The 18,526-nt window shown below is 63.3% G+C and carries 17 protein-coding genes; 5 read left to right on the forward strand and 12 right to left on the reverse strand.

All coding sequences use genetic code 11. The features are described 5' to 3' along the window. Positions 1-2: 2 nt before the first annotated feature. The 5 genes from ybeY to hrcA all read right to left on the reverse strand — a co-directional run bounded on the left by ybeY (position 3) and on the right by hrcA (position 4,604). On the reverse strand, positions 3-491 hold the full coding sequence (gene ybeY, locus PGC08_RS11430; RefSeq protein WP_069600267.1) for an rRNA maturation RNase YbeY: 489 nt from the start codon (positions 489-491) through the stop codon (positions 3-5). Next, a complete protein-coding gene (locus PGC08_RS11435; protein ID WP_009881467.1) occupies positions 488-1,540 on the reverse strand; it encodes a PhoH family protein in 1,053 nt (350 codons plus the stop codon). The genes ybeY and PGC08_RS11435 overlap by 4 nt, the downstream gene beginning before the upstream one ends. 28 nt (positions 1,541-1,568) lie before the next feature. Further along, positions 1,569-2,315 (reverse strand): 16S rRNA (uracil(1498)-N(3))-methyltransferase, encoded by a 747-nt coding sequence (locus PGC08_RS11440; RefSeq protein ID WP_271708441.1) that lies wholly within the window; start codon positions 2,313-2,315, stop codon positions 1,569-1,571. After that, on the reverse strand, positions 2,312-3,430 hold the full coding sequence (dnaJ, locus tag PGC08_RS11445; protein ID WP_009881469.1) for a molecular chaperone DnaJ: 1,119 nt from the start codon (positions 3,428-3,430) through the stop codon (positions 2,312-2,314). The genes PGC08_RS11440 and dnaJ overlap by 4 nt, the downstream gene beginning before the upstream one ends. Positions 3,431-3,533: 103 nt before the next feature. Beyond that, positions 3,534-4,604, reverse strand: a complete 1,071-nt coding sequence (gene hrcA, locus PGC08_RS11450) for a heat-inducible transcriptional repressor HrcA (RefSeq protein ID WP_069600269.1) — start codon at positions 4,602-4,604, stop codon at positions 3,534-3,536. A gap of 140 nt (positions 4,605-4,744) precedes the next feature. Here hrcA and PGC08_RS11455 point away from each other — a divergent pair, with 140 nt between their 5' ends. Together PGC08_RS11455 and PGC08_RS11460 are read left to right on the forward strand one after the other, a co-directional pair. Continuing rightward, on the forward strand, positions 4,745-5,608 hold the full coding sequence (locus PGC08_RS11455; protein WP_096145612.1) for a DUF3097 domain-containing protein: 864 nt from the start codon (positions 4,745-4,747) through the stop codon (positions 5,606-5,608). A gap of 157 nt (positions 5,609-5,765) precedes the next feature. Beyond that, the gene (locus tag PGC08_RS11460; protein WP_069600270.1) at positions 5,766-6,584 is read left to right on the forward strand and encodes a DUF4870 domain-containing protein; all 819 of its coding nucleotides are present in this window, start codon (positions 5,766-5,768) and stop codon (positions 6,582-6,584) included. A 140-nt stretch (positions 6,585-6,724) separates the two neighbouring features. On the opposite strand, the gene hemW is transcribed toward PGC08_RS11460, so the two are convergent. Both hemW and lepA read right to left on the reverse strand, forming a co-directional pair. Further along, positions 6,725-7,957, reverse strand: a complete 1,233-nt coding sequence (gene hemW, locus PGC08_RS11465) for a radical SAM family heme chaperone HemW (protein WP_009881473.1) — start codon at positions 7,955-7,957, stop codon at positions 6,725-6,727. Continuing rightward, positions 7,958-9,829 carry a translation elongation factor 4 gene (lepA, locus tag PGC08_RS11470; protein WP_035277969.1) on the reverse strand — a complete coding sequence of 624 codons (1,872 nt, stop codon included), beginning with the start codon at positions 9,827-9,829 and terminating at the stop codon, positions 7,958-7,960. Between the two features lie 196 nt (positions 9,830-10,025). Between lepA and PGC08_RS11475 the strand changes: the two genes are divergently transcribed. From PGC08_RS11475 to rpsT, 3 genes are all read left to right on the forward strand, one after another. After that, on the forward strand, positions 10,026-10,793 hold the full coding sequence (locus PGC08_RS11475; protein ID WP_009881475.1) for an endonuclease/exonuclease/phosphatase family protein: 768 nt from the start codon (positions 10,026-10,028) through the stop codon (positions 10,791-10,793). Between the two features lie 11 nt (positions 10,794-10,804). After that, entirely contained in the window at positions 10,805-11,383 is a 579-nt protein-coding gene (locus tag PGC08_RS11480) for a type II toxin-antitoxin system PemK/MazF family toxin (protein WP_096158797.1), read from the forward strand. A 207-nt stretch (positions 11,384-11,590) separates the two neighbouring features. After that, entirely contained in the window at positions 11,591-11,851 is a 261-nt protein-coding gene (rpsT, locus tag PGC08_RS11485; protein WP_009881477.1) for a 30S ribosomal protein S20, read from the forward strand. A gap of 91 nt (positions 11,852-11,942) precedes the next feature. Here the strand turns inward: rpsT and holA are convergent, their stop codons facing one another. The 5 genes from holA to PGC08_RS11510 form a co-directional block, all read right to left on the reverse strand. Then, complete coding sequence (gene holA / locus PGC08_RS11490; protein WP_009881478.1) at positions 11,943-12,926, reverse strand: DNA polymerase III subunit delta; 984 nt, start codon at positions 12,924-12,926, stop codon at positions 11,943-11,945. Positions 12,927-12,991: 65 nt separating this feature from the next. After that, on the reverse strand, positions 12,992-15,316 hold the full coding sequence (locus PGC08_RS11495) for a ComEC/Rec2 family competence protein (RefSeq protein ID WP_271708442.1): 2,325 nt from the start codon (positions 15,314-15,316) through the stop codon (positions 12,992-12,994). After that, the gene (locus PGC08_RS11500) at positions 15,300-16,202 is read right to left on the reverse strand and encodes a helix-hairpin-helix domain-containing protein (RefSeq protein WP_271708443.1); all 903 of its coding nucleotides are present in this window, start codon (positions 16,200-16,202) and stop codon (positions 15,300-15,302) included. The genes PGC08_RS11495 and PGC08_RS11500 overlap by 17 nt, the downstream gene beginning before the upstream one ends. Positions 16,203-16,343: 141 nt before the next feature. Then, on the reverse strand, positions 16,344-17,219 hold the full coding sequence (locus PGC08_RS11505; protein WP_035277972.1) for a DegV family protein: 876 nt from the start codon (positions 17,217-17,219) through the stop codon (positions 16,344-16,346). After that, on the reverse strand, positions 17,216-18,523 hold the full coding sequence (locus PGC08_RS11510; protein ID WP_009881482.1) for a UDP-glucose dehydrogenase family protein: 1,308 nt from the start codon (positions 18,521-18,523) through the stop codon (positions 17,216-17,218). The genes PGC08_RS11505 and PGC08_RS11510 overlap by 4 nt, the downstream gene beginning before the upstream one ends. Between the last annotated feature and the right edge of the window lie 3 nt (positions 18,524-18,526).

The raw sequence follows: 18,526 nt of genomic DNA on the forward strand, positions 1-18,526 counted from the left end.
GCTCAGACCTCGGTCGGTGAGGGGATGTCGGTGCGACCGTCGTAGCGGGCGGCGAAGAAGGTCAGCAGAAGATGACGCTGCAGGGCGAACATCTCTTCCTTCTCCGCGGGCTCACCGTGGTCATAGCCGAGCAGGTGCAGGAAACCGTGGACCGTCAGCAGCAGCACCTCGTCCATGGTCGTATGGCCAGACGACGATGCCTGGGCAGCGGCCACCTCGGGGCAGATGATGATGTCGCCCATCTGTCCCTCGGTGGGAGCACCGGGCTGGCCCTGGGTGAGCTGGTCCATCGGGAACGACATCACGTCGGTGGGTCCCTCGAGGTCCATCCAGGTGACGTGGAGTTCTGCCATCGCCGTGGCATCGACCATGGTCACCGCGAGTTCGGCGCCGGGGTGCATGTGCAGAGCCTGACCCAGGTATTCGGTCAGAGCGACAACCTCGTCGAGGTCGATCGACTCATCGGTTTCGTTGGAGATCTCGGTATTCATTCGCTGCTTCCCCACAGGTCGTAGGCGTCGACGATCTTCGTCACCAGCGAGTGGCGGACGACGTCCTTGCTGCCCAAGTGGCAGAATTTCAGGTCTTCGATTCCGGTCAGGATGTCCTGGACGACGTTGAGACCGCTGCGGGTCTTGCCCGGCAGGTCGATCTGAGAGACGTCACCGGTGACGACCATGCGAGCTCCGAAGCCCAGACGGGTGAGGAACATCTTCATCTGCTCACCGGTCGTGTTCTGCGCCTCGTCGAGGATGATGAACGCATCGTTGAGAGTGCGGCCGCGCATATACGCCAGCGGGGCCACCTCGATCGTGCCCGTTTCGATGAGCAGCGGGATCGACTCGGGGTCGACCATGTCGTGCAGGGCGTCGTAGAGGGGACGCACGTAGGGGTCGATCTTCTCGTTCAGCGTCCCGGGCAGGTAGCCCAGGCTCTCCCCTGCCTCGACGGCCGGGCGGGTGAGGATGATGCGTGAGACCTCTTTGTGCTGCAGGGCGTTGATGGCCATCGCCATGGCGAGGTACGTCTTGCCCGTGCCTGCAGGACCGATGCCGAAGGTGATCGTGTGATTGCGGATCGCCTTCACATAGTCGTGCTGGCCCATCGTCTTGGGACGGATCGACTTTCCGCGTGTGGACAGGATGTTCGTGCCCATCACCGCCGAGGCGGCCTGTCCTTCAGAGGAGAACGACGCGACCCTGTCGATCGTCTCCTCGTTGATGCGGTGGCCCGAGGCGTGCAGCTTCTTGAGTTCCCCGATCACGGAGACGAATGCCGCCACGCGCGTCGGCTCACCGCTGGCCTGCACCTGGTTGGCGCGCACATGCAGATTGAGCTCGGGGAAGACGCGCTCGAGCTTCCGCAGGTTCGACTCCCCCGGCCCGAAGAACTCGACCAGATCGATGGAGTCGGGAATCACGAGACGCACTGTGTCCGATGAGGCTGCTTCGGCAGGTGTGCTGTTCACAGAGTTCGTGGGCTGAGTGGAGGTGTCCAGAATGATCCTTAGTGACTGTGAGTACTTGTGGGAGTACTGCAATTGTGTGCTTCCATCGTAGTCCGCTTCGTCACCAACGGCCCAATGAATTCTGAGCCATGACGAGGCCGGCTGCTCCGGCCGAGGACGAACGCAGGACCGTCGGGCCCAGGAGCACTGTGTCGGCGCCGATGGCCGACAGGGCCTCGAGCTCGGCGTCGCTGATGCCGCCTTCGGGTCCCACGACCAAGACGATGCGGTCCGAACCGGCATCAAACCGAGACAGCGCCTGGGAGAGTTTCAGCTCGGCCGCCTCGTGGAGGACGTAGACGGTATCGCCCTCGGACAGTGCCCCTGCCAATCCGGTGCCGCGGACCAGATCGTGACGCAGTGGGAAGCGGGCGCGTCTGGCCTGCAGAGACGCAGCCCGCAGGACGTTGTCCCATTTGGCGGCGAGTTTGTCGCGCTTCTTCGCGGGCCAATCGGCGATCGAGCGTTCGGCGGCCCACGGGACCACTTCGTCGACTCCGATCTCTGTGGCGGCTTCGATCGCCTGCAGATCGCGGTCGGCTTTCGCCAGAGCCTGCACGAGGACCAACCGCGGTCGTTCCACCTCGGCGTGGGTCACCGAAGCAACCTGAAGTCCCATTTCATTCGCCGAGGCGCTCGTAACGGTTCCGCACACGCGAGTGCCGGCTCCGTCGACGACTTCGAGCTCATCCCCGGGTCCGAGTCTGCGGACTCGGACCGCGTGCCCGGCCACGTCCTCACCGAAAGTGAGCACCTGACCGGCGGCCGCCTCGGCGACCTGGGAGGAGAAGAAGACGGGAAGACTCACCGACCGGCGAACTTCTCACGCATGCGGGAGAACATGCCTCGGTTCTGGGTGGTGATCTGCGCGCGTGGAGTCTCCTCATCGCGCAGCTTCGCCAACTGCGACAGCAGGTCCTTCTGCTCATCGTCGAGTTTGTCCGGTGTCATCACGTCGACCGTGATGAGGAGGTCGCCTCGGGTCTCCGAACGCAGACGGGAGGCGCCGAGTCCGGGAAGCTTGACGACGGTGCCGGACTGGATGCCGGCCTCGATCGAGAGATCCTGAGTGCCGTCGAAGGTATCGAACGGGATCGAGGCGCCGAGGGCGGCCGCGGTCATCGGCACCGAAACGGAGGCGCGCAGGTTGTCACCGTCGCGCTGGAAGACTTCGTGACGGGTCACCATGACCTCGACGAAGAGATCGCCGGCAGGTCCACCTCCGGGTCCCACCTCGCCCTGGGAGGAGAGCTGGATGCGCGTTCCGTCGGAGACTCCGGCGGGGATGCGGATCTTCATGGTCCGCTGCTTGCGGACGCGGCCGTCTCCCTGGCAGTTGAGGCAGGGGTTGGGAATGACGGTGCCGTAGCCGTGGCAGGAGTTGCAGGTCTGGTTAGTCACCATCTGGCCCAGCAGTGTCCGGGTCATGCGCTGGACGCTGCCGGCTCCGTGGCACAGGGTGCAGGTCTCAACGGAGGTGCCCTGCTGTGTTCCAGCACCCGAACAGGTGTCACAGACCACGGCAGTAGCGACGTCGAGGTCGATGTTGCCGCCGAATGCGGCGGTCTCGAGGTCGATGTTGACTCCCACGAGCGCGTCCTTGCCACGCTGCGTGCGCGGCATCGGGCCACCGGCTGAGCCGGCCCCTCCGCCGAAGAAGGTTTCGAAGATGTCGCCGAAGCCGCCGAAGCCGCCACCGCCGGCAGGGAAGCCCTGTCCGTTCTCGCCGCCGCCCATGTCGTAGTTGCGGCGCTTCTCCGAGTCGGAGAGAACGTCGTAGGCAAGGGAAATGGCTTTGAACTCATCCTCGTGGCCGGGGTTCACATCGGGGTGATACTTCCGGGCCAGCTTTCGGTAGGACGATTTGATTTCAGCCGCCGAAGCGTCTTTGGACACTCCGAGTGTTTCATAGTGATCGGCCACAGAAACTTCTCTCTCCCTGGTGGTGTGGGTTGTTCGCGTTGTCGTGCCTGTTCGCAGTGTGGTGCTTGTTCGCGCTGTGCTGTGCGCTGTCGGATCGGTACATCTAGCTCTGATCGAGGACAGAGGAGACGTACTTCGCCACGGCTCGCACAGCGGTGATCGTCGTCGGATAGTCCATCCGGGTCGGCCCGAGCACAGCCAATCGCGCGGAGGAGCCCGCGTCATGACCATATTCGGCGGCCACGAGGGATGTCGAGCTGAATGACTCGTGAGTATTCTCACGACCGATCCGAACGCTGATCTCCTCTTGGTCCTCGGCCATCGATGTCAGCAGCTTGAGCAGTACGACCTGCTCTTCGAAAGCTTCGAGGATCGGTGCCATCTTCTCACCGAACTCCCGTCCGGAGCGAGCCAGGTTCGCGGTGCCTGCCATGATGATGCGTTCTTCACGCGTGGCGATGACAAGATCTGTGACTGCGGCTCGCACCTGCGTCAGAGCCGCGGCGAGCTCAGCGCCGACTGAGTTGGCTCCGCCGAGGGGTTCTGTCTCGGTGCCGTCGGCGACCGCGCCCGTGGTGCTGGGGGTGACCGTGCTCATCACCTTTGAGAGCTTCTGGCCGGAGAATTCGGTGTTGACCTCATCGCGGATTCCGCGCAGTGATTCGTCGTCGATGACTCCCGGTGTGATCACGACCTTCTGTTCGACCTGACCGGCATCGGTGATGAGGACGACGAGGATGCGGTTGGGCCCCAGGCCCACGACCTCGATGTGTTTGATCGTGGCGCGAGAGACCGTCGGGTACTGGATCAGGGCCACCTGGTGGGTCAGACCCGAGAGGACTCGCACCGTACGGTCGAGCATGTCATCGAGGTCCCCGTTTCCGTCGATGAGCTGGAAGATCGCACGCCGCTCAGCCTGGGTCAGCGGTTTGAAGTCGTCGATGCGGTCAACGAACATCCGGTAGCCCAGGTCGGTTGGGATCCGACCGGCGGAGGTATGGGGCTGCGCGATGTAGCCCTCCTGCTCGAGGTGAGCCATGTCGTTGCGGATCGTGGCCGGCGAAACTCCGAGCGTATGGCGCTGAACGATGGCCTTCGAACCGACGGGTTCATTGGTGGCGACGAAGTCTTCGACGATCGCACGCAGAACCTGTGCTCGTCTGCTGTCGTTCATTCGTCCCTCCTTGAGTTCGGCGCTGCATTTGGCACTCATCTGCCTTGAGTGCCAATTCTACGCCTCTTGCAGTTCGAATTCACTTTCGCCCCTGTCCCAGCGGGTCACCGCCCATCGCGCCGAGTCCTTGATTAGGGTGGTTGACCGTGAATACCTTTGATCGCTACGGACCCGATGTACTGGCAGGTTCCTCTCCTTCCTCGCACCGGCCCAAGAAGTCCACCCCTGTCGAGCTCGCACTCGGAATGGTCCTCGAGGACGCCATGAGCGGATATGTCGGCGCCGTCGTCGGCGCCGAGAAGACCACTGCCGGCGTCGTCGTCAATCTCGAGGACCGTGCAGGCAAGGTCCGCGCATTCCCACTGGGGCCCGGCTTCCTGCTTGAAGGCAAACCCGTAGACATCAAGCTCCCTGCCAAGAAAAAATCGGCCCCAGGTCGCACGGCCTCGGGGTCGCGGGCAGTCGGCAATGCCCGGGCCCGAGTGGCTCGCGGATCGCGCATCTGGGTCGAGGGCAAACATGATGCTGAACTGGTGGAGAAGATCTGGGGTGACGATCTGCGCATCGAGGGAGTCGTCGTCGAACCCCTGGGCGGCTTGGATGACGTCGCTGACAAGCTCGCTGCCTTCGGTCCCGACAAGGAGCACCGCGTCGGGGTTCTCGCCGACCATCTGGTCTCTGGCACCAAGGAGTCCAAGATCGCCGATGCGGTGCGTGCCGATCCTCGCTATCGCGATGTCGTCCACATCATCGGACACCCCTATGTCGACATCTGGCAGGCGGTCAAGCCTCATGTCGTGGGCATCAGGGAATGGCCCGTCGTCCCCCGGGGCGAGGACTGGAAGACGGGAATCCTGAAGCGAATCGGCTGGCCCCACGCCGATCACCGGGATGTGGCACGCGGCTGGGTTCGCATTCTGGGCAAGGTCAGCACCATCGCCGACGTCGAACCCACGCTCTCCGGTCGAGTCGAGGAGCTCATCGACTTTGTGACGGTCGGGTGAGACGCCGTTCGGATAAGCCACCGGGACGGGGAAAACGCAGGTCAGTTGAGGCCCCAGGGAGTTTGTGATCGATCTGGTACACGATTCGGGCTTTCCCCCATTCGGCGCCAGAGCATTTCCGATAGTGTGAATGACCAGAAGCTCTGAAAGGACCCGCATGTCTTATAACCCCCAGCAGCCCAACAACGGCTCTGACCAGTCGCGTCCCATGCCACCGAACTATTCTCAGGCCTCTGGACCCCAACAGCCCTACAGCCAGCAGAACCAGAACTATGGTTCCCAGCAGCCGAATCCCGCTCCGCAGACCTACGGTTCACAGCAGGGCCAGCCGGCTCAGCCCGGTTTCGGATCGCAGCAGCCCGGTCAGCAGCCGAACTACGGTTCGCAGCAGCCAGGTTACGGTTCGCAGCAGGCCTACAGCGGCCAGCAGCAGTCCGGGCAACAGCAAGCGTACGGCCAGGGACAGTATGGGCAGGGTCAACAGCAGTATGCCCAGCAGCCCTATGGGCAGCAGGCGTACGGCTACGGACCAGGACAACCGGTCGGAAATCCGGCGCTGTTCGACTCACGGATGCTCCCGGAGAATGCCTACGGCCCCGGCTCCGAGATGTTCTGGCAGGCCAGCGAGAACGACAGAACCACAGTTCTCTGGACACACCTCGGGTCGATCATCGTCGGGTTCCTGCCCCTGATCATGTTCCTCATCAAGAAGGACGAATCGCCCTACGTGCGCGAACATTCACGACAGGGCCTCAACGCCATGATCACGAACCTCATCGCCACGTTCGCGGCCGTCATGGTGTTCATGGTCATCGGCTTCGTCCTCGCGCTCGTCACCTTCGGTCTCGGGTTCTTCGTCTATTTCCTGGCATTCCTCGTCCCGCTCCTCTACACGGTGCTCTACATCATCGCCGCTGTAGCCGGGAGCAAGGGAGAGGGCTATCAGTTCCCCCTCGTGATCAACTTCGTGAAGTGATCAGGTCCACCCCATGAGCTGAGAGTCGTTTCAGCATCAAGAAGCCGCTGCCATCGCAATCGATGACAGCGGCTTCTTCGCGTTCGGTTCAGTTCGCTGGGCCTGCGTTCAGCTGACCGAGTTCAGGCCTCGGAGCCGATTCAGTCCACGTAGTCGGTCAGGATACGAACCATATAGTCCGCCATGAGCCGTCCCTGCAGAGTGGGTTCGAAGCGACCTTCGTCCACGGCGTCACCATCGAGCAGTCCCTGTTTCACAAAGCCGCGGATCGCCCGCTCGCTGCCTGCTCCCAACGAGTCCAGTGGCAGTTCCGAATCGATGCGGGCTGCGAGCATGATCCGCTCGATCTCCTGCGTCGACTCGTCGAGGACCTCACGCCCGATGGCAGGTGACTCGCCTGCGAGCAATCGGTCGGACCAGGCACGGGGATGTTTGGCGTTCCAGAACCGCACTCCCCCGACGTGCGAGTGGGCTCCGGGTCCGAAACCCCACCAATCGGCATTGCGCCAGTAGGCCATGTTGTGGTCACAGCGGGTCTCGGCTGACGTCGACCAGTTGCTGACCTCGTACCAGTGCAGACCAGCAGCCGCCATGGCGGCATCGGCGATCTCATACTTATCGGCCAGATCGTCTTCGTCGGGCATCGGCAGTTCACCACGGCGAACCATGGCGCCCATCTTCGTGCCGGGTTCGACGATGAGCGAATAGGCAGAGATATGGTCGACGTCGTTGCTCAGCGCCACCTCAAGTGACCTGCGCCAGTCGTCGATGGACTCCCCCGGTGTTCCGTAGATGAGGTCGAGGCTGAGTTCCAGACCGGCCTCTTTGATCCACCGAGCCACATCCGGAATCTTCGCCGGATCGTGAGTGCGATCGAGGGTAGCGAGCACATGGGGTACAGCTGACTGCATGCCCAAGGAGATCCTGGTGAACCCGGCAGCGGCCAGGGTCGCGATATAAGCCGGATCCAAAGTGTCCGGGTTCGCTTCGGTCGTGACCTCCACATCGGGAGCCAGCCGGAAACGATCACGGATGTCATCCATCACCCCGGCCAACACCTCGGCGGCCAACATCGTCGGGGTGCCGCCACCGAAGAAGATCGTCGTCACCTCACGGTCACCAGCACCCGCCTCGGCGAGGACACGGACCGAGAGGTCGAGCTCTCGGGAAAGATTGCTGCGGTAGTCGTCGCGGGAGGCCCCAGGGCCCAGATCTTCTGCCGTGTAGGTGTTGAAGTCGCAGTAGCCGCAGCGGACTCGGCAATAGGGGACGTGAACGTAGAGGCTCAGGCCGCGAGCGGCCGCGCCGACCCCGGCCGACGCCGGCAGCGAACCGTCGAGCGGTGGAGTCTCCCCAGTCGGTTGTGCCGGCACTTACTTCTTGGCGTCTTTCTTGGTCTCCGGCTCATCGGAGGACAGCGCGGCGATGAAGGCCTCCTGAGGGACCTCGACGTTGCCGACCACCTTCATCCGCTTCTTGCCTTCCTTCTGCTTCTCGAGCAGCTTGCGCTTACGGCTGATGTCGCCGCCGTAGCACTTGCTCAGAACGTCCTTGCGGATGGCACGAATGGTCTCGCGGGCGATGATGCGCGAACCGATGGCGGCCTGGATCGGCACCTCGAACTGCTGGCGCGGGATCAGTTTGCGCAGCTTGCCAGCCATGAGCACGCCGTAGGAGTAAGAGTTGTCGCGGTGGACGATCGCAGAGAAGGCATCGACCTGATCCCCATGGAGCAGGATATCGACCTTGACCAGATCCGCTGCGTCCTGTCCGTCATCGGAGTAGTCGAGGGTCGCGTAGCCCTTGGTCTTCGACTTCAGCTGGTCGAAGAAGTCGAAGACGATCTCCGCCAACGGCAGTCGGTAGCGGATCTCGACTCGGTCTGAGGACAGATAGTCCATCCCCTGCAGGCTGCCGCGACGCGTCTGGCACAGTTCCATGACCGCACCGATGTAGTCGCTCGGGGTGAGGATCGTGGCTTTGACCATGGGTTCGCGGACCTCTTTGATCTTGCCCGTCGGATACTCGCTGGGGTTCGTGACCTCCATCTCCGTTCCGTCTTCCAGGGTGACGTCGTAGATCACGCTGGGTGCGGTGGAAATGAGGTCGAGGTCGTATTCGCGTTCGAGTCGGTCGCGCAGAACTTCGAGGTGGAGGAGCCCGAGGAACCCGCAGCGGAAGCCGAAGCCCAGCGCCGTCGAGGTCTCCGGCTCATAGGCCAGCGAAGCGTCGTTGAGCTTGAGCTTGTCGAGCGCGTCGCGCAGGACCGGGTAGTCCGAACCGTCGATCGGGAACAGCCCGGAGTACACCATGGGCTTGGGTTCTTTGTAGCCGTCGAGCGCCTGCGTAGCTGGAGCGGAATTCAGGGTGACAGTATCGCCGACCTTGGACAGGCGCACGTCCTTGACTCCGGTGATGAGGTAGCCGACCTCACCGACGCCGAGGCCCTTCGTAGCCTTCGGCTCCGGAGAGGAGACCCCGATCTCAAGAAGTTCGTGGGTGCTGCCGGTCGACATCATCGTCAGCTTCTCACGCGGGTGCAGGGCACCGTCGATGAGGCGGACGTACGTCACGACACCCCGGTAGGTGTCGTAGACGGAGTCGAAGATCATGGCTCGCGCCGGGGCATCGGCATCGCCGACAGGTGCAGGAATGTCGGAGATGATGCGGTCGAGGACCGCGTCGACGCCTTCGCCGGTCTTGCCGGACACCAGCAGGCAGTCCTCCGGTTCGCAGCCGATGAGGTTCGCGAGTTCTTCCGCGTACTTCTCAGGCTGGGCAGCGGGGAGGTCGATCTTGTTGAGCACTGGAATGATCGCAAGATCGTTCTCCATGGCCATGTAGAGGTTGGCCAGCGTCTGGGCTTCGATGCCCTGTGCTGCGTCGACGAGGAGGAGGGCACCTTCGCAGGCAGCCAGGGACCTGGAGACCTCGTAGCTGAAGTCAACGTGTCCCGGAGTGTCGATCATATTCAGAGCGAAGGGAGTGCCCTCGTTCTCCCAGGCCATACGCACAGCCTGGGACTTGATCGTGATTCCGCGTTCGCGTTCGATGTCCATCCGGTCGAGGTACTGAGCACGCATATCACGCGGCTGAACCGCACCGGTAACCTGGAGCATCCTGTCGGCCAGGGTCGATTTGCCGTGGTCGATGTGAGCGATGATGCAGAAATTGCGGATCAACTCGGGTGATGTAGCGGACGGAGAAATCCGTTCGAGTGCTTGTGGCTTCACCTGAGGTGACATGAACGCCCTTCCTTCGACAGACCAGAATCTCCATTGTTCCATGGGTTGTGCGCCAGACTGGAATCCTCCGCACCCCCGAGCGTGCTCTCCCCTGCTCTGCAAAGCCACACATAGAGTCGGGACGAAGTCACACGAACTCACCGAGAATTCGGGCTCCGATCCCCCACTTTCGGCCCTGATCGGCGAAGATTGTGCCATGAGCGACTTCTCGATCATGACCTTCAACCTCAGATATCCCGCTCTCGACGGGCACCCCGTGGCCACACGGCTGCCCATCGCCGCCGAGCTCATCACCCAGGCTCGCCCTCACATCATCGGCACGCAGGAGGGTGAACTCGACCAGCTCGAGAATCTCATCAGTCTTCTCCCCAAGGAGTACGTCTGGCTGGGCGAGGGCCATTCGGGCGGCAACTCCGGGGAATTCACCGCCGTCATCTACGATTCGTCCCGCTTCGACGTCGACAGGGTCGACATCAGCTGGCTCTCCGAACAGCCGGAGACAGTCGCCTCCGAATCCTGGGGCGTCTCCCATGCCCGGACCCTGACGGTCGTGGACTTCCGTGACCTGGTGACCAAGCAGCCGCTGCGCCTGCTCAACACCCACCTCGACCACAGATCAGAGGAGGCTCGTCTGGAGTCGGGGAAGATCATGGCCGATCACCTCGCCGAGGCGGCCGGACCTTGCGTGGTCACCGGAGATTTCAATGTCGCCACCGGATCCCCCGTGTACAACTATTTCTGCACCGAGCTGGGACTCACCGACACAGGGGCTGCCGTCCCGGGTGAGAACATCGGCACCTTCCACCGCTACAAGGGGCCGAAGGACGGCGACCCTCGCATCGATTGGATCCTCACGACATCAGACCTGCAGACCGTGTCGACCCGGATCAATACCTTCTCCGCTGGTGGCGAATATCCCTCCGACCACTTTCCGGTCGAAGCGGTTCTGCGCCGCGTCGATTAGGATCAGTGCACATGAGTTGGAAATCACTGGTCAGTCGCGTCGTCAGGATCGGCGTCAGAGAAGGCGTCAAATACTACAAAGATTCACAGCGGAAGAAGTCAGGTTCGCAGGGTTCGGAACCGCGCCCCAGCGGTCCCCCACAGGGTGATGGACGGTCGTCGGGATCCGCCTCGGCGAAGGGAGGCGACTACCCCGGTGACTACCGCGGCGCGGTCAACGTCTCCTATGCACCCGATCTCGACGGCGACGCCGATCCGGGCGAAGTCGTCTGGGGATGGATCCCCTTCGAAGAGGACCACAGCCAAGGCAAGGATCGCCCGTCCTTGGTCGTGGGCAAAGACGGACGCTGGGTACTGGCACTCATGCTCACCAGCAAGGACCACATTCCAGGTGGCGTCGGAGAGGTCCGCGAGGACCGCCACGCCAAGTGGATGAACATCGGCAGCGGAGAGTGGGACTCACAGGGCAGGCCCTCTGAGATCCGTCTCGACCGTGTGATCCGACTCGATCCGGAGACCATCCGCCGCGAAGGCTCGATCATGCCTCGCGAGATCTTCGAACAGGTCGCGAACAACGTCAACGCGGGCTGAGTCGAATCCCGGACACCGATAATTTCTGCTTGACCGGTTCAGCCTGTATCGTTGGCTGTGTATCTTCATCAATGGCGTGTGTCTCGTCTAGGTCGGGTGAAGATGCCATCAGGCTCGATATCGTCGATGTGTTTCCCCGCGGAGATGAGTATGTCGGTCAGATGTGCCCTCACGACCATGTTCCACTAACACGAAAGAGTGTTGAAATTGGCTAATATCAAGTCACAGATCAAGCGGATTGAAACCAACGAGAAGGCTCGCCAGCGCAACAAGGCTGTGCGGTCCGAGGTTCGGTCACACGTCCGCGTCGTCCGCGAGAACATTGCTGCCGGCAAGAAGGACGAAGCACAGCAGGCTTATGCTGTTGCCGCCCGCAAGCTCGACAAGGCTGTTTCGAAGGGTGTTCTGCACAAGAACAACGCTGCGAACCGCAAGTCGCGCATGGCCACGCAGATCAACGCTCTCTGAGTCGATCACTGAGGCTATAGCTTCGAGGGGCCCGATCCATTTGGATCGGGCCCCTCAACTATTCACCGTTCGGTTCGGCTCACTGTTCGGTTCAGCGTTGGCGAGCCAGACGGCAGACTTCGGAGACGAACCATTCGACGGCATAGACCGGGTCACGACCGCCGCCTTTGACCGCCTCATCAGCCTCGGCCGCCGCGATCAGAGACTGTCCCAGTGCCACTTCGTTCCACCGGCGCACCTCACGCCTGGCACGGTCGACCTGCCACGGAGCCATCTTCAGCTCCGCTGCCAGTTCACCGCTTGATCCAGAGAAGCCCTGCACCTTGGCCATCCCCCGCAATTTCATCGCAACGGCGGCCACCAGGGGAACAGGGTCGGAACCGGTCGACAGAGCGTGACGCAGCAGGCTCAGCGCACTCTTCACATCTCCCCCGACTGCAGCGTCGGCGACCTTGAAGCCAGTGGCCTCCACTCGGCCGCCGTAGTACTGATCGACGATCTGAGCGGTGATGGTGCCCTCAGTGTCCTCGATGAGCTGTTCGACTCCGGCATTGAGTTCGGACAGATCAGCTCCGAGCGCAGACATCAGCGCTGCCATCCCGGATTCGTCGATCTGCCTCTTCGCGGCCTTGAACCGACCCTGAGCGAACTTGGCCCGGTCACTCTCATTCTTCAGTGCCGCCGCATCGACCCGGGGGAAACCGTTGGCCTCGATCTTCTTGACCAATTTGGCACCGCGATTGCCGCCTCCGTGGAGGAGCAGGACGACGGCGTCGTCATTGGGTTCATCGAGGTAGGCGAGCGCATCAGCCAGGAACGCCTCCGAGCACTTCTCAACGCTGTCGACGATGATGAGCTTCGCAGTGGAGAACAAGGAGGGTGAAGCGGCCATGAGCAGCTCTCCACCCTGATATCCGGCGGCGTCGAATTCCACCTCTTCCGGGTCCTTCTTCCGTGCGGCAGCCACGATCCGGTCCTTAGCCATACGGATGAGCACCGGCTCGTTCCCGGAGATCATCACAACGGGCGCGGGCTTCGCGGAACTCCACGGGATCAGGGTCTTCTTCACTGCCATGGGCCAAGCCTATCGTCAGCCGCGGACACGATGCGCAACGGTCACAGGTGTCTCCCTCGATAGGCTCATTGCTCGTCCCCGTGACAGTCTCGCGCGGTGCTGTACTTCGCGTGTGCGTAGACGGCGACGGTGCCGCAGCGGTCGGTGCGCAGGACGGGGACCGGACCGAATGCTCGTTGGGCACGCGGGGTGGGATGTCCGTAGCTGTTCTCGCCCACGGAGATGACTCCGAGGCGAGCGCCTGCTGCCGTGAAGAAGTCCTCTGCCAGGTCCGAGGAACCGTGGTGGGGTGCGATGAGCAGATCAACGGGTTCCAGGCTCTGGGCGAGAATGAACTGTTCGTCTTCGCCGATGTCGCCGGGGACGAGGAAGCTCAGCCCCTCGAGTTCGACCCGTAGGACCAGGGAGTCTTCATTGCGCACCTCGGTCCCCACTGTCTCTTCACCCACGTCTGTCTCCTCATTCCCGTCTGCTTCCTCCCCTCTATCTGTCTCTGCGGTCTCTCGCGCCGGCGGCCAGAGCACCTCGATTCGGGCCCCAGCGGCGTCGAGGCTGCGTCCACGTGTTGTCGGCACCACCTTCGCACCGGTGTCTGCGACGAGACCGCGGACCTCTGCTCCCCCACTGACGTTGCTGGAGACCCACAGACGATGGAGGATCCGCGACCAGGTGGTCCCGGCATACCCGGCGCTGTGATCGGCGTCGAAGTGGGAGATGACGAGGTCGAAGTCCTCGATCCCACCCTCATCGAGGCACACATCGACGGGCTTCGGATCTTTCCCCGTGTCCACGACGAGCCCTGCCCCCTCGCCGAGGTTGATCACCGTTGCCGAGCCCTGCCCCACATCGCAGATCATGACCAGCCAGTCATCGGCCGGTGGCTTCGTCCTGCCGACGACGATGATCAGTGCCGTCAGGCAGATGCAGACGACGACGGTGGGGATCCCCCACAGCTTCCTGCGCACCAGCATCCATAGGCCTGCGGCCAGCAGGATGAGGAGCCCGAGTGCTGCCAGTGTCCCCACAGGAGGTTTCGGCCAGTCCAGGGCTGCCCCGGGCAGTCCGGCACAGATCCTGGCCACGCCGACGATCCACCATGCGCACAGTGAACCGAGCCAGGCGGGCACCTGCGCACACCACAGCAGGCCGGGAATGCCGAGGAGCCCGAGTCCCCCGCACACCAGCGACACGAACCCCAGAACGGTGGCCGGCAGGACAGCAGGGGCGGCGAGCGCGTTCGCTGCCACCGACCACAGCCCGATCCGCGGGTCGATCGCCACGAGCACCGGGGTACAGGCTAGCTGGGCAACCAAGGGCACGATGAGTGCGCTGATGACGATTGTGGGGACCATGGACAAGTGCAGGCTCAGACGCCGCAGAATGATCGGAACGACGAACAGGATCGCGGCGGTGGAGACGACGGAGAGGACGAACCCCACAGAGGTTGCCAACACGGGAACAAAGCTGAGCAGGATGCATACGGTTGAACTCATCACCGCCACCGGTGAGATCCCTCCCCCACGCAGGAACACGAGAGCAACCGCGATGGCCATACCCGCAGCGCGGATGGCACTGGGTTCGAATCCGACGATGAAGACATATCCCACGCAGGTGAGCACCCCGACGCCCACCCGTGTCCGAGGGCCTGCCCGGCACAGTCCGGCAAGCAGTCCGGCGCCGAGGCTGACGATCGTGACATTGCTGCCCGAGACAGCCGAGATGTGCGTCAGGGACACAACGCGCATGTCATCTTCCATTCGCGCGTCCTGGGGTTCGGTGTCTCCGACCACGAGACCCGGCAGCAGTGCGCCCCCGCTGTGCCCCGAGGCCAGCGAGTCGTGGCGCAGCTGCAGGCGCAGATCTGCCCGCCACTGCCAGACTCCGTTGGGCGCGCGGATGATGCGAGCGTCCTCGTTGCTGATGCGGATGTCATCGAGGGCTTCGGTGCGCAGTGACACGTGGGCACCGTCGGGTGGCGCCGAGGGGCTGAGCACCTCGGTGATCCCTGTCGACGTCAGCACGGTCAGCCGTGACCACCCCGAGTCACCCGGCTGGCTGTGCCCGACCGCGATGCCCTCCACCTCGGTAGCCTCATCGGGCCCGCGTGCAGACCCGAGCATCGTGGTCTGCACCGTGAGCAGGCACGCGAAGACGATGAGGAGTACGCCGAGGTGGTGGTGTCTGCGCAGGCAGAGGAACCCGAGACAGACGAGGGGTGGGACGGTGAAGAGTGCCCAGGGACCGGGTGCCGCCAGAGCGGTGATCCACAGACTCAGCGCACAGATGAGCAGGCGGAAGGAGGCGGGCCAGACCTTCGCAGCACCGCGCACCCACGCCAGTGCACCCCTCAGCCGTTCCTTCGCCGCTTCGGCCCTACCCGACGATGACAAGGTCTTTGAGGCTTTCAAAGGTCTTGGGCCCGATCCCTGGGACCAGCAGCAGGTCGTCGACGGTGGCGAAGGGCTGTTCCTCCCGGTAGGCGATGATCGCCTCAGCAGTGACCGGTCCTACCCCCGGCAATGTCTCCAGGGTGGTGAGGTCAGCGGTGTTGAGATTGACGGCGGTACCCGAATTCGGATCTGCGGTCGCACTGCCTGACGCACCTGCACTGTCCGAGGTACCGGAACTGCCTGCGCTGCCGGAGCCGCCGTCCTGTCCAGCACCGCCTCCTGCGCCTTGCTCGGCACCCCCTGCCGCGTTCGTGCCGGCACTGTCTGCATCGGATGCGCCCGGTCCTGGGTCCTCTCCGCGCTCGGGAATGTGGACCTGCTCGCCGTCTTGGAGCACCCGAGCGAGGTTGATCGCCTCCGCATCCGCTTCGCCCTTCAGACCACCTGCCGCCTCCACCGCATCTTGGACTCGAGCACCGGGTGCCAAGATCACCACAGAGGGGCTTTGCACCGCCCCGGTGACGTGAACGATGACATCGCCGGACTCGGTGCTGGGGGCTGCAGATGCGGCTTCGGGCCCACCCTTGTCGCCTGAGGCGGTACCCGGTCCATCGTGAGAGGCGGAGCCATGATCGTCGCTAGTACCCGCCTGGCCCTCGGATGCCGCGTGCTGTGGGGCAGGTCGGAAAAGGAGGAAGGCGATGACGAGCACAGCAATGGTCACAACTGCCAGAGCTACGAGGATGGGCAGGCGCACTCGGCGCGGCTCTACCGGCTCGTCCTCTCCTTCGCTGTCGCTGCCGAAGACATCTCCTGGGACCCAGCCGCCGCGCTCGGCGCTGGAGTTGATGAGGCCTGCGAAGCGATCATCGGGAGAGACAGCCATGTCGACAAGCTATGCTCGGCGATCACGAGGGCACCAGGGCCAGTTTGCTGCCTGTGGACGCCGTCTGCACATCCACAGGTCATGGGCACATGAGTCGGCTGGTCATCCACATGACGGCGACCGCGAGTAGGTGGGGCCGGCTCAGGGTCGTCTTTGAACCGTGATTCCGATCGTGCCGGATCCGACGTGGGCGGTGATGATGGCCGAAAGAGTCCGAAACGTCGTCGGCAGACCACTGGCTTCGATCTTCTCCTGCAGCGCAAGCACATCAGGGTGGGAGGGTTCACCATCTGCGTGCTGGATCTCTACGTACACGTCCTGCTCGTCTGAGGCGATCTCTGCCGCAGCCTCGCCTGCCAACACGGCCATACGCTCAAGTGCCTTCGTGCGGGTGCGAACACGTGCGACGGGTGCCACGACACCGGCGTTGAGTCCGAGGACCGGGACGATCTGCAACGCCCTGCCCAGGAGCGAGGAAGCGGCCCCGATGCGACCACCTCGGCGCAGGTGCTCCAAGGTCGCCGGGGCGAACGCGGTACGGGTCTCGGCGGCGCACCAATCAGCGACAGTACCGGCAATCGATGCCACGTCATGCCCCTGCGAGATTCCGGCGGCCGCGATCGACACGGCCCCGGCCAGGCCCGCCGAGGTGGTCCGGGAGTCAACGACATTGATCAGCAGGTCCTCGTTCTCGGCTGCCGCGACGGCGGAATCTCGGGTCCCGGAGAGCTCGCCCGACATCGTCACAGTGATGATCGCCTCAGCACCATGGTCGATCAGTGTCGAATAGGCGTTGGTGAATTGGGCGGGAGTGGCCATGGAGGTCGAAACCTCGGTGCCCTCATCCATCCTCCGGCACAGATCCCCGGCGTCCAGTTCACCGTCGGCGAAGGCGACTCCTCCGACGAGAACCGTCAGCGGAACGACGGCGAAGAGGTCACCGGTGACCTCGCGCAGCCCTGCCTCCTCGGAGGCAGAGAGCTGCGCGGTCGAATCGGTGACCAGGCCGATTCTCATGGACGGCCCAGCGCCCGATACGTCCAGCCTGCCGAGCGCCATACCTCTGGGGTGAGCACATTCCGACCGTCGATGAGGACCTTGCCGGCCACCAGCGATGCCGTGGCCACGGGATCAAGATCCCGATACTCCTGCCATTCGGTGAGCAGCAGCACCGCATCGGCACCGGCCAGAGCCTGCGAAGCATCCGCGACATAGTTGAGCTCGGGGAACGTCTTCGCGGCATTGTCGATTGCCTGCGGATCGGTCACTGTCACCACGCCGCCCTGGGTGGCGATCAGGCGTGCCACAGCCAGGGCAGGCGAATCGCGCACATCATCGCTGTTGGGCTTGAATGCAGCGCCGAGCACCGTGATCTTCTTCCCGATGAACGACCCGTCAAGGGTGTCCCGGGCGATGTCGACGATGCGCACTCGACGCCTCATGTTGATCGAGTCGATCTCGCGTAGGAATGCCACCGCCTGATCGGCACCCAGCTCACCGGCCCGTGCCATGAAGGCTCGGATGTCCTTGGGCAGGCAACCGCCGCCGAAGCCGAGTCCGGCGTTGAGGAACTTCCGACCGATGCGATCATCCATTCCGATCGCATCCGCCAGCTGAGTCACGTCCGCGCCCGAGGCTTCACACAGTTCGGCCATGGCGTTGATGAATGAGATCTTCGTGGCCAGGAACGAGTTCGCTGCGGTCTTGACAAGCTCGGCCGTCGCGAAGTCTGTGACCAGTCGAGGCGTCTGCTCCTCGAGCATCGTCGCATAGACCTCATCAAGGTTTTCTGTGGCCCGTTCACCGGCTTCGCCCTCGGCAACGCCGTAGACCAGACGGTTCGGGTGCAGGGTGTCCTCGACGGCATGGCCTTCGCGCAGGAACTCGGGGTTCCACATCAGGCTCGCTCCGGTGGGAGCGAGGATCGCGGCCAGACGCTCAGCGGTGCCGACTGGAACGGTGGACTTGCCGACAACCACAGACGTCGACGACAAGTGCGGAACCAGCGAATTCACTGCAGCATCGACATAGGTGACATCGGCGGCGAACTCGCCTGGCTTCTGCGGAGTCCCGACACACACGAAGTGCATCTGCGAGTCCGCGACACGCGAGACGTCGGTGGTGAACTCGAGGCTGCCGAGATCCTGACCCTTCACCAGCAATTCACTCAGTCCCGGCTCGAAGAAGGGTGGCCGGCCGGAGGTCAGCGCCGCAACCTTGTCGGCGTCGACATCGACGCCGACGACTTCGTGTCCCAGTGTTGCCATGGCCGCCGCGTGTACTGCGCCCAGATATCCGCATCCGATGACTGAAATCTTCAACCC

It is taken from the genome of Brevibacterium sp. BDJS002 (assembly GCF_028201555.1).
GTDB classification, from domain to species: Bacteria; Actinomycetota; Actinomycetes; order Actinomycetales; family Brevibacteriaceae; genus Brevibacterium; species Brevibacterium aurantiacum.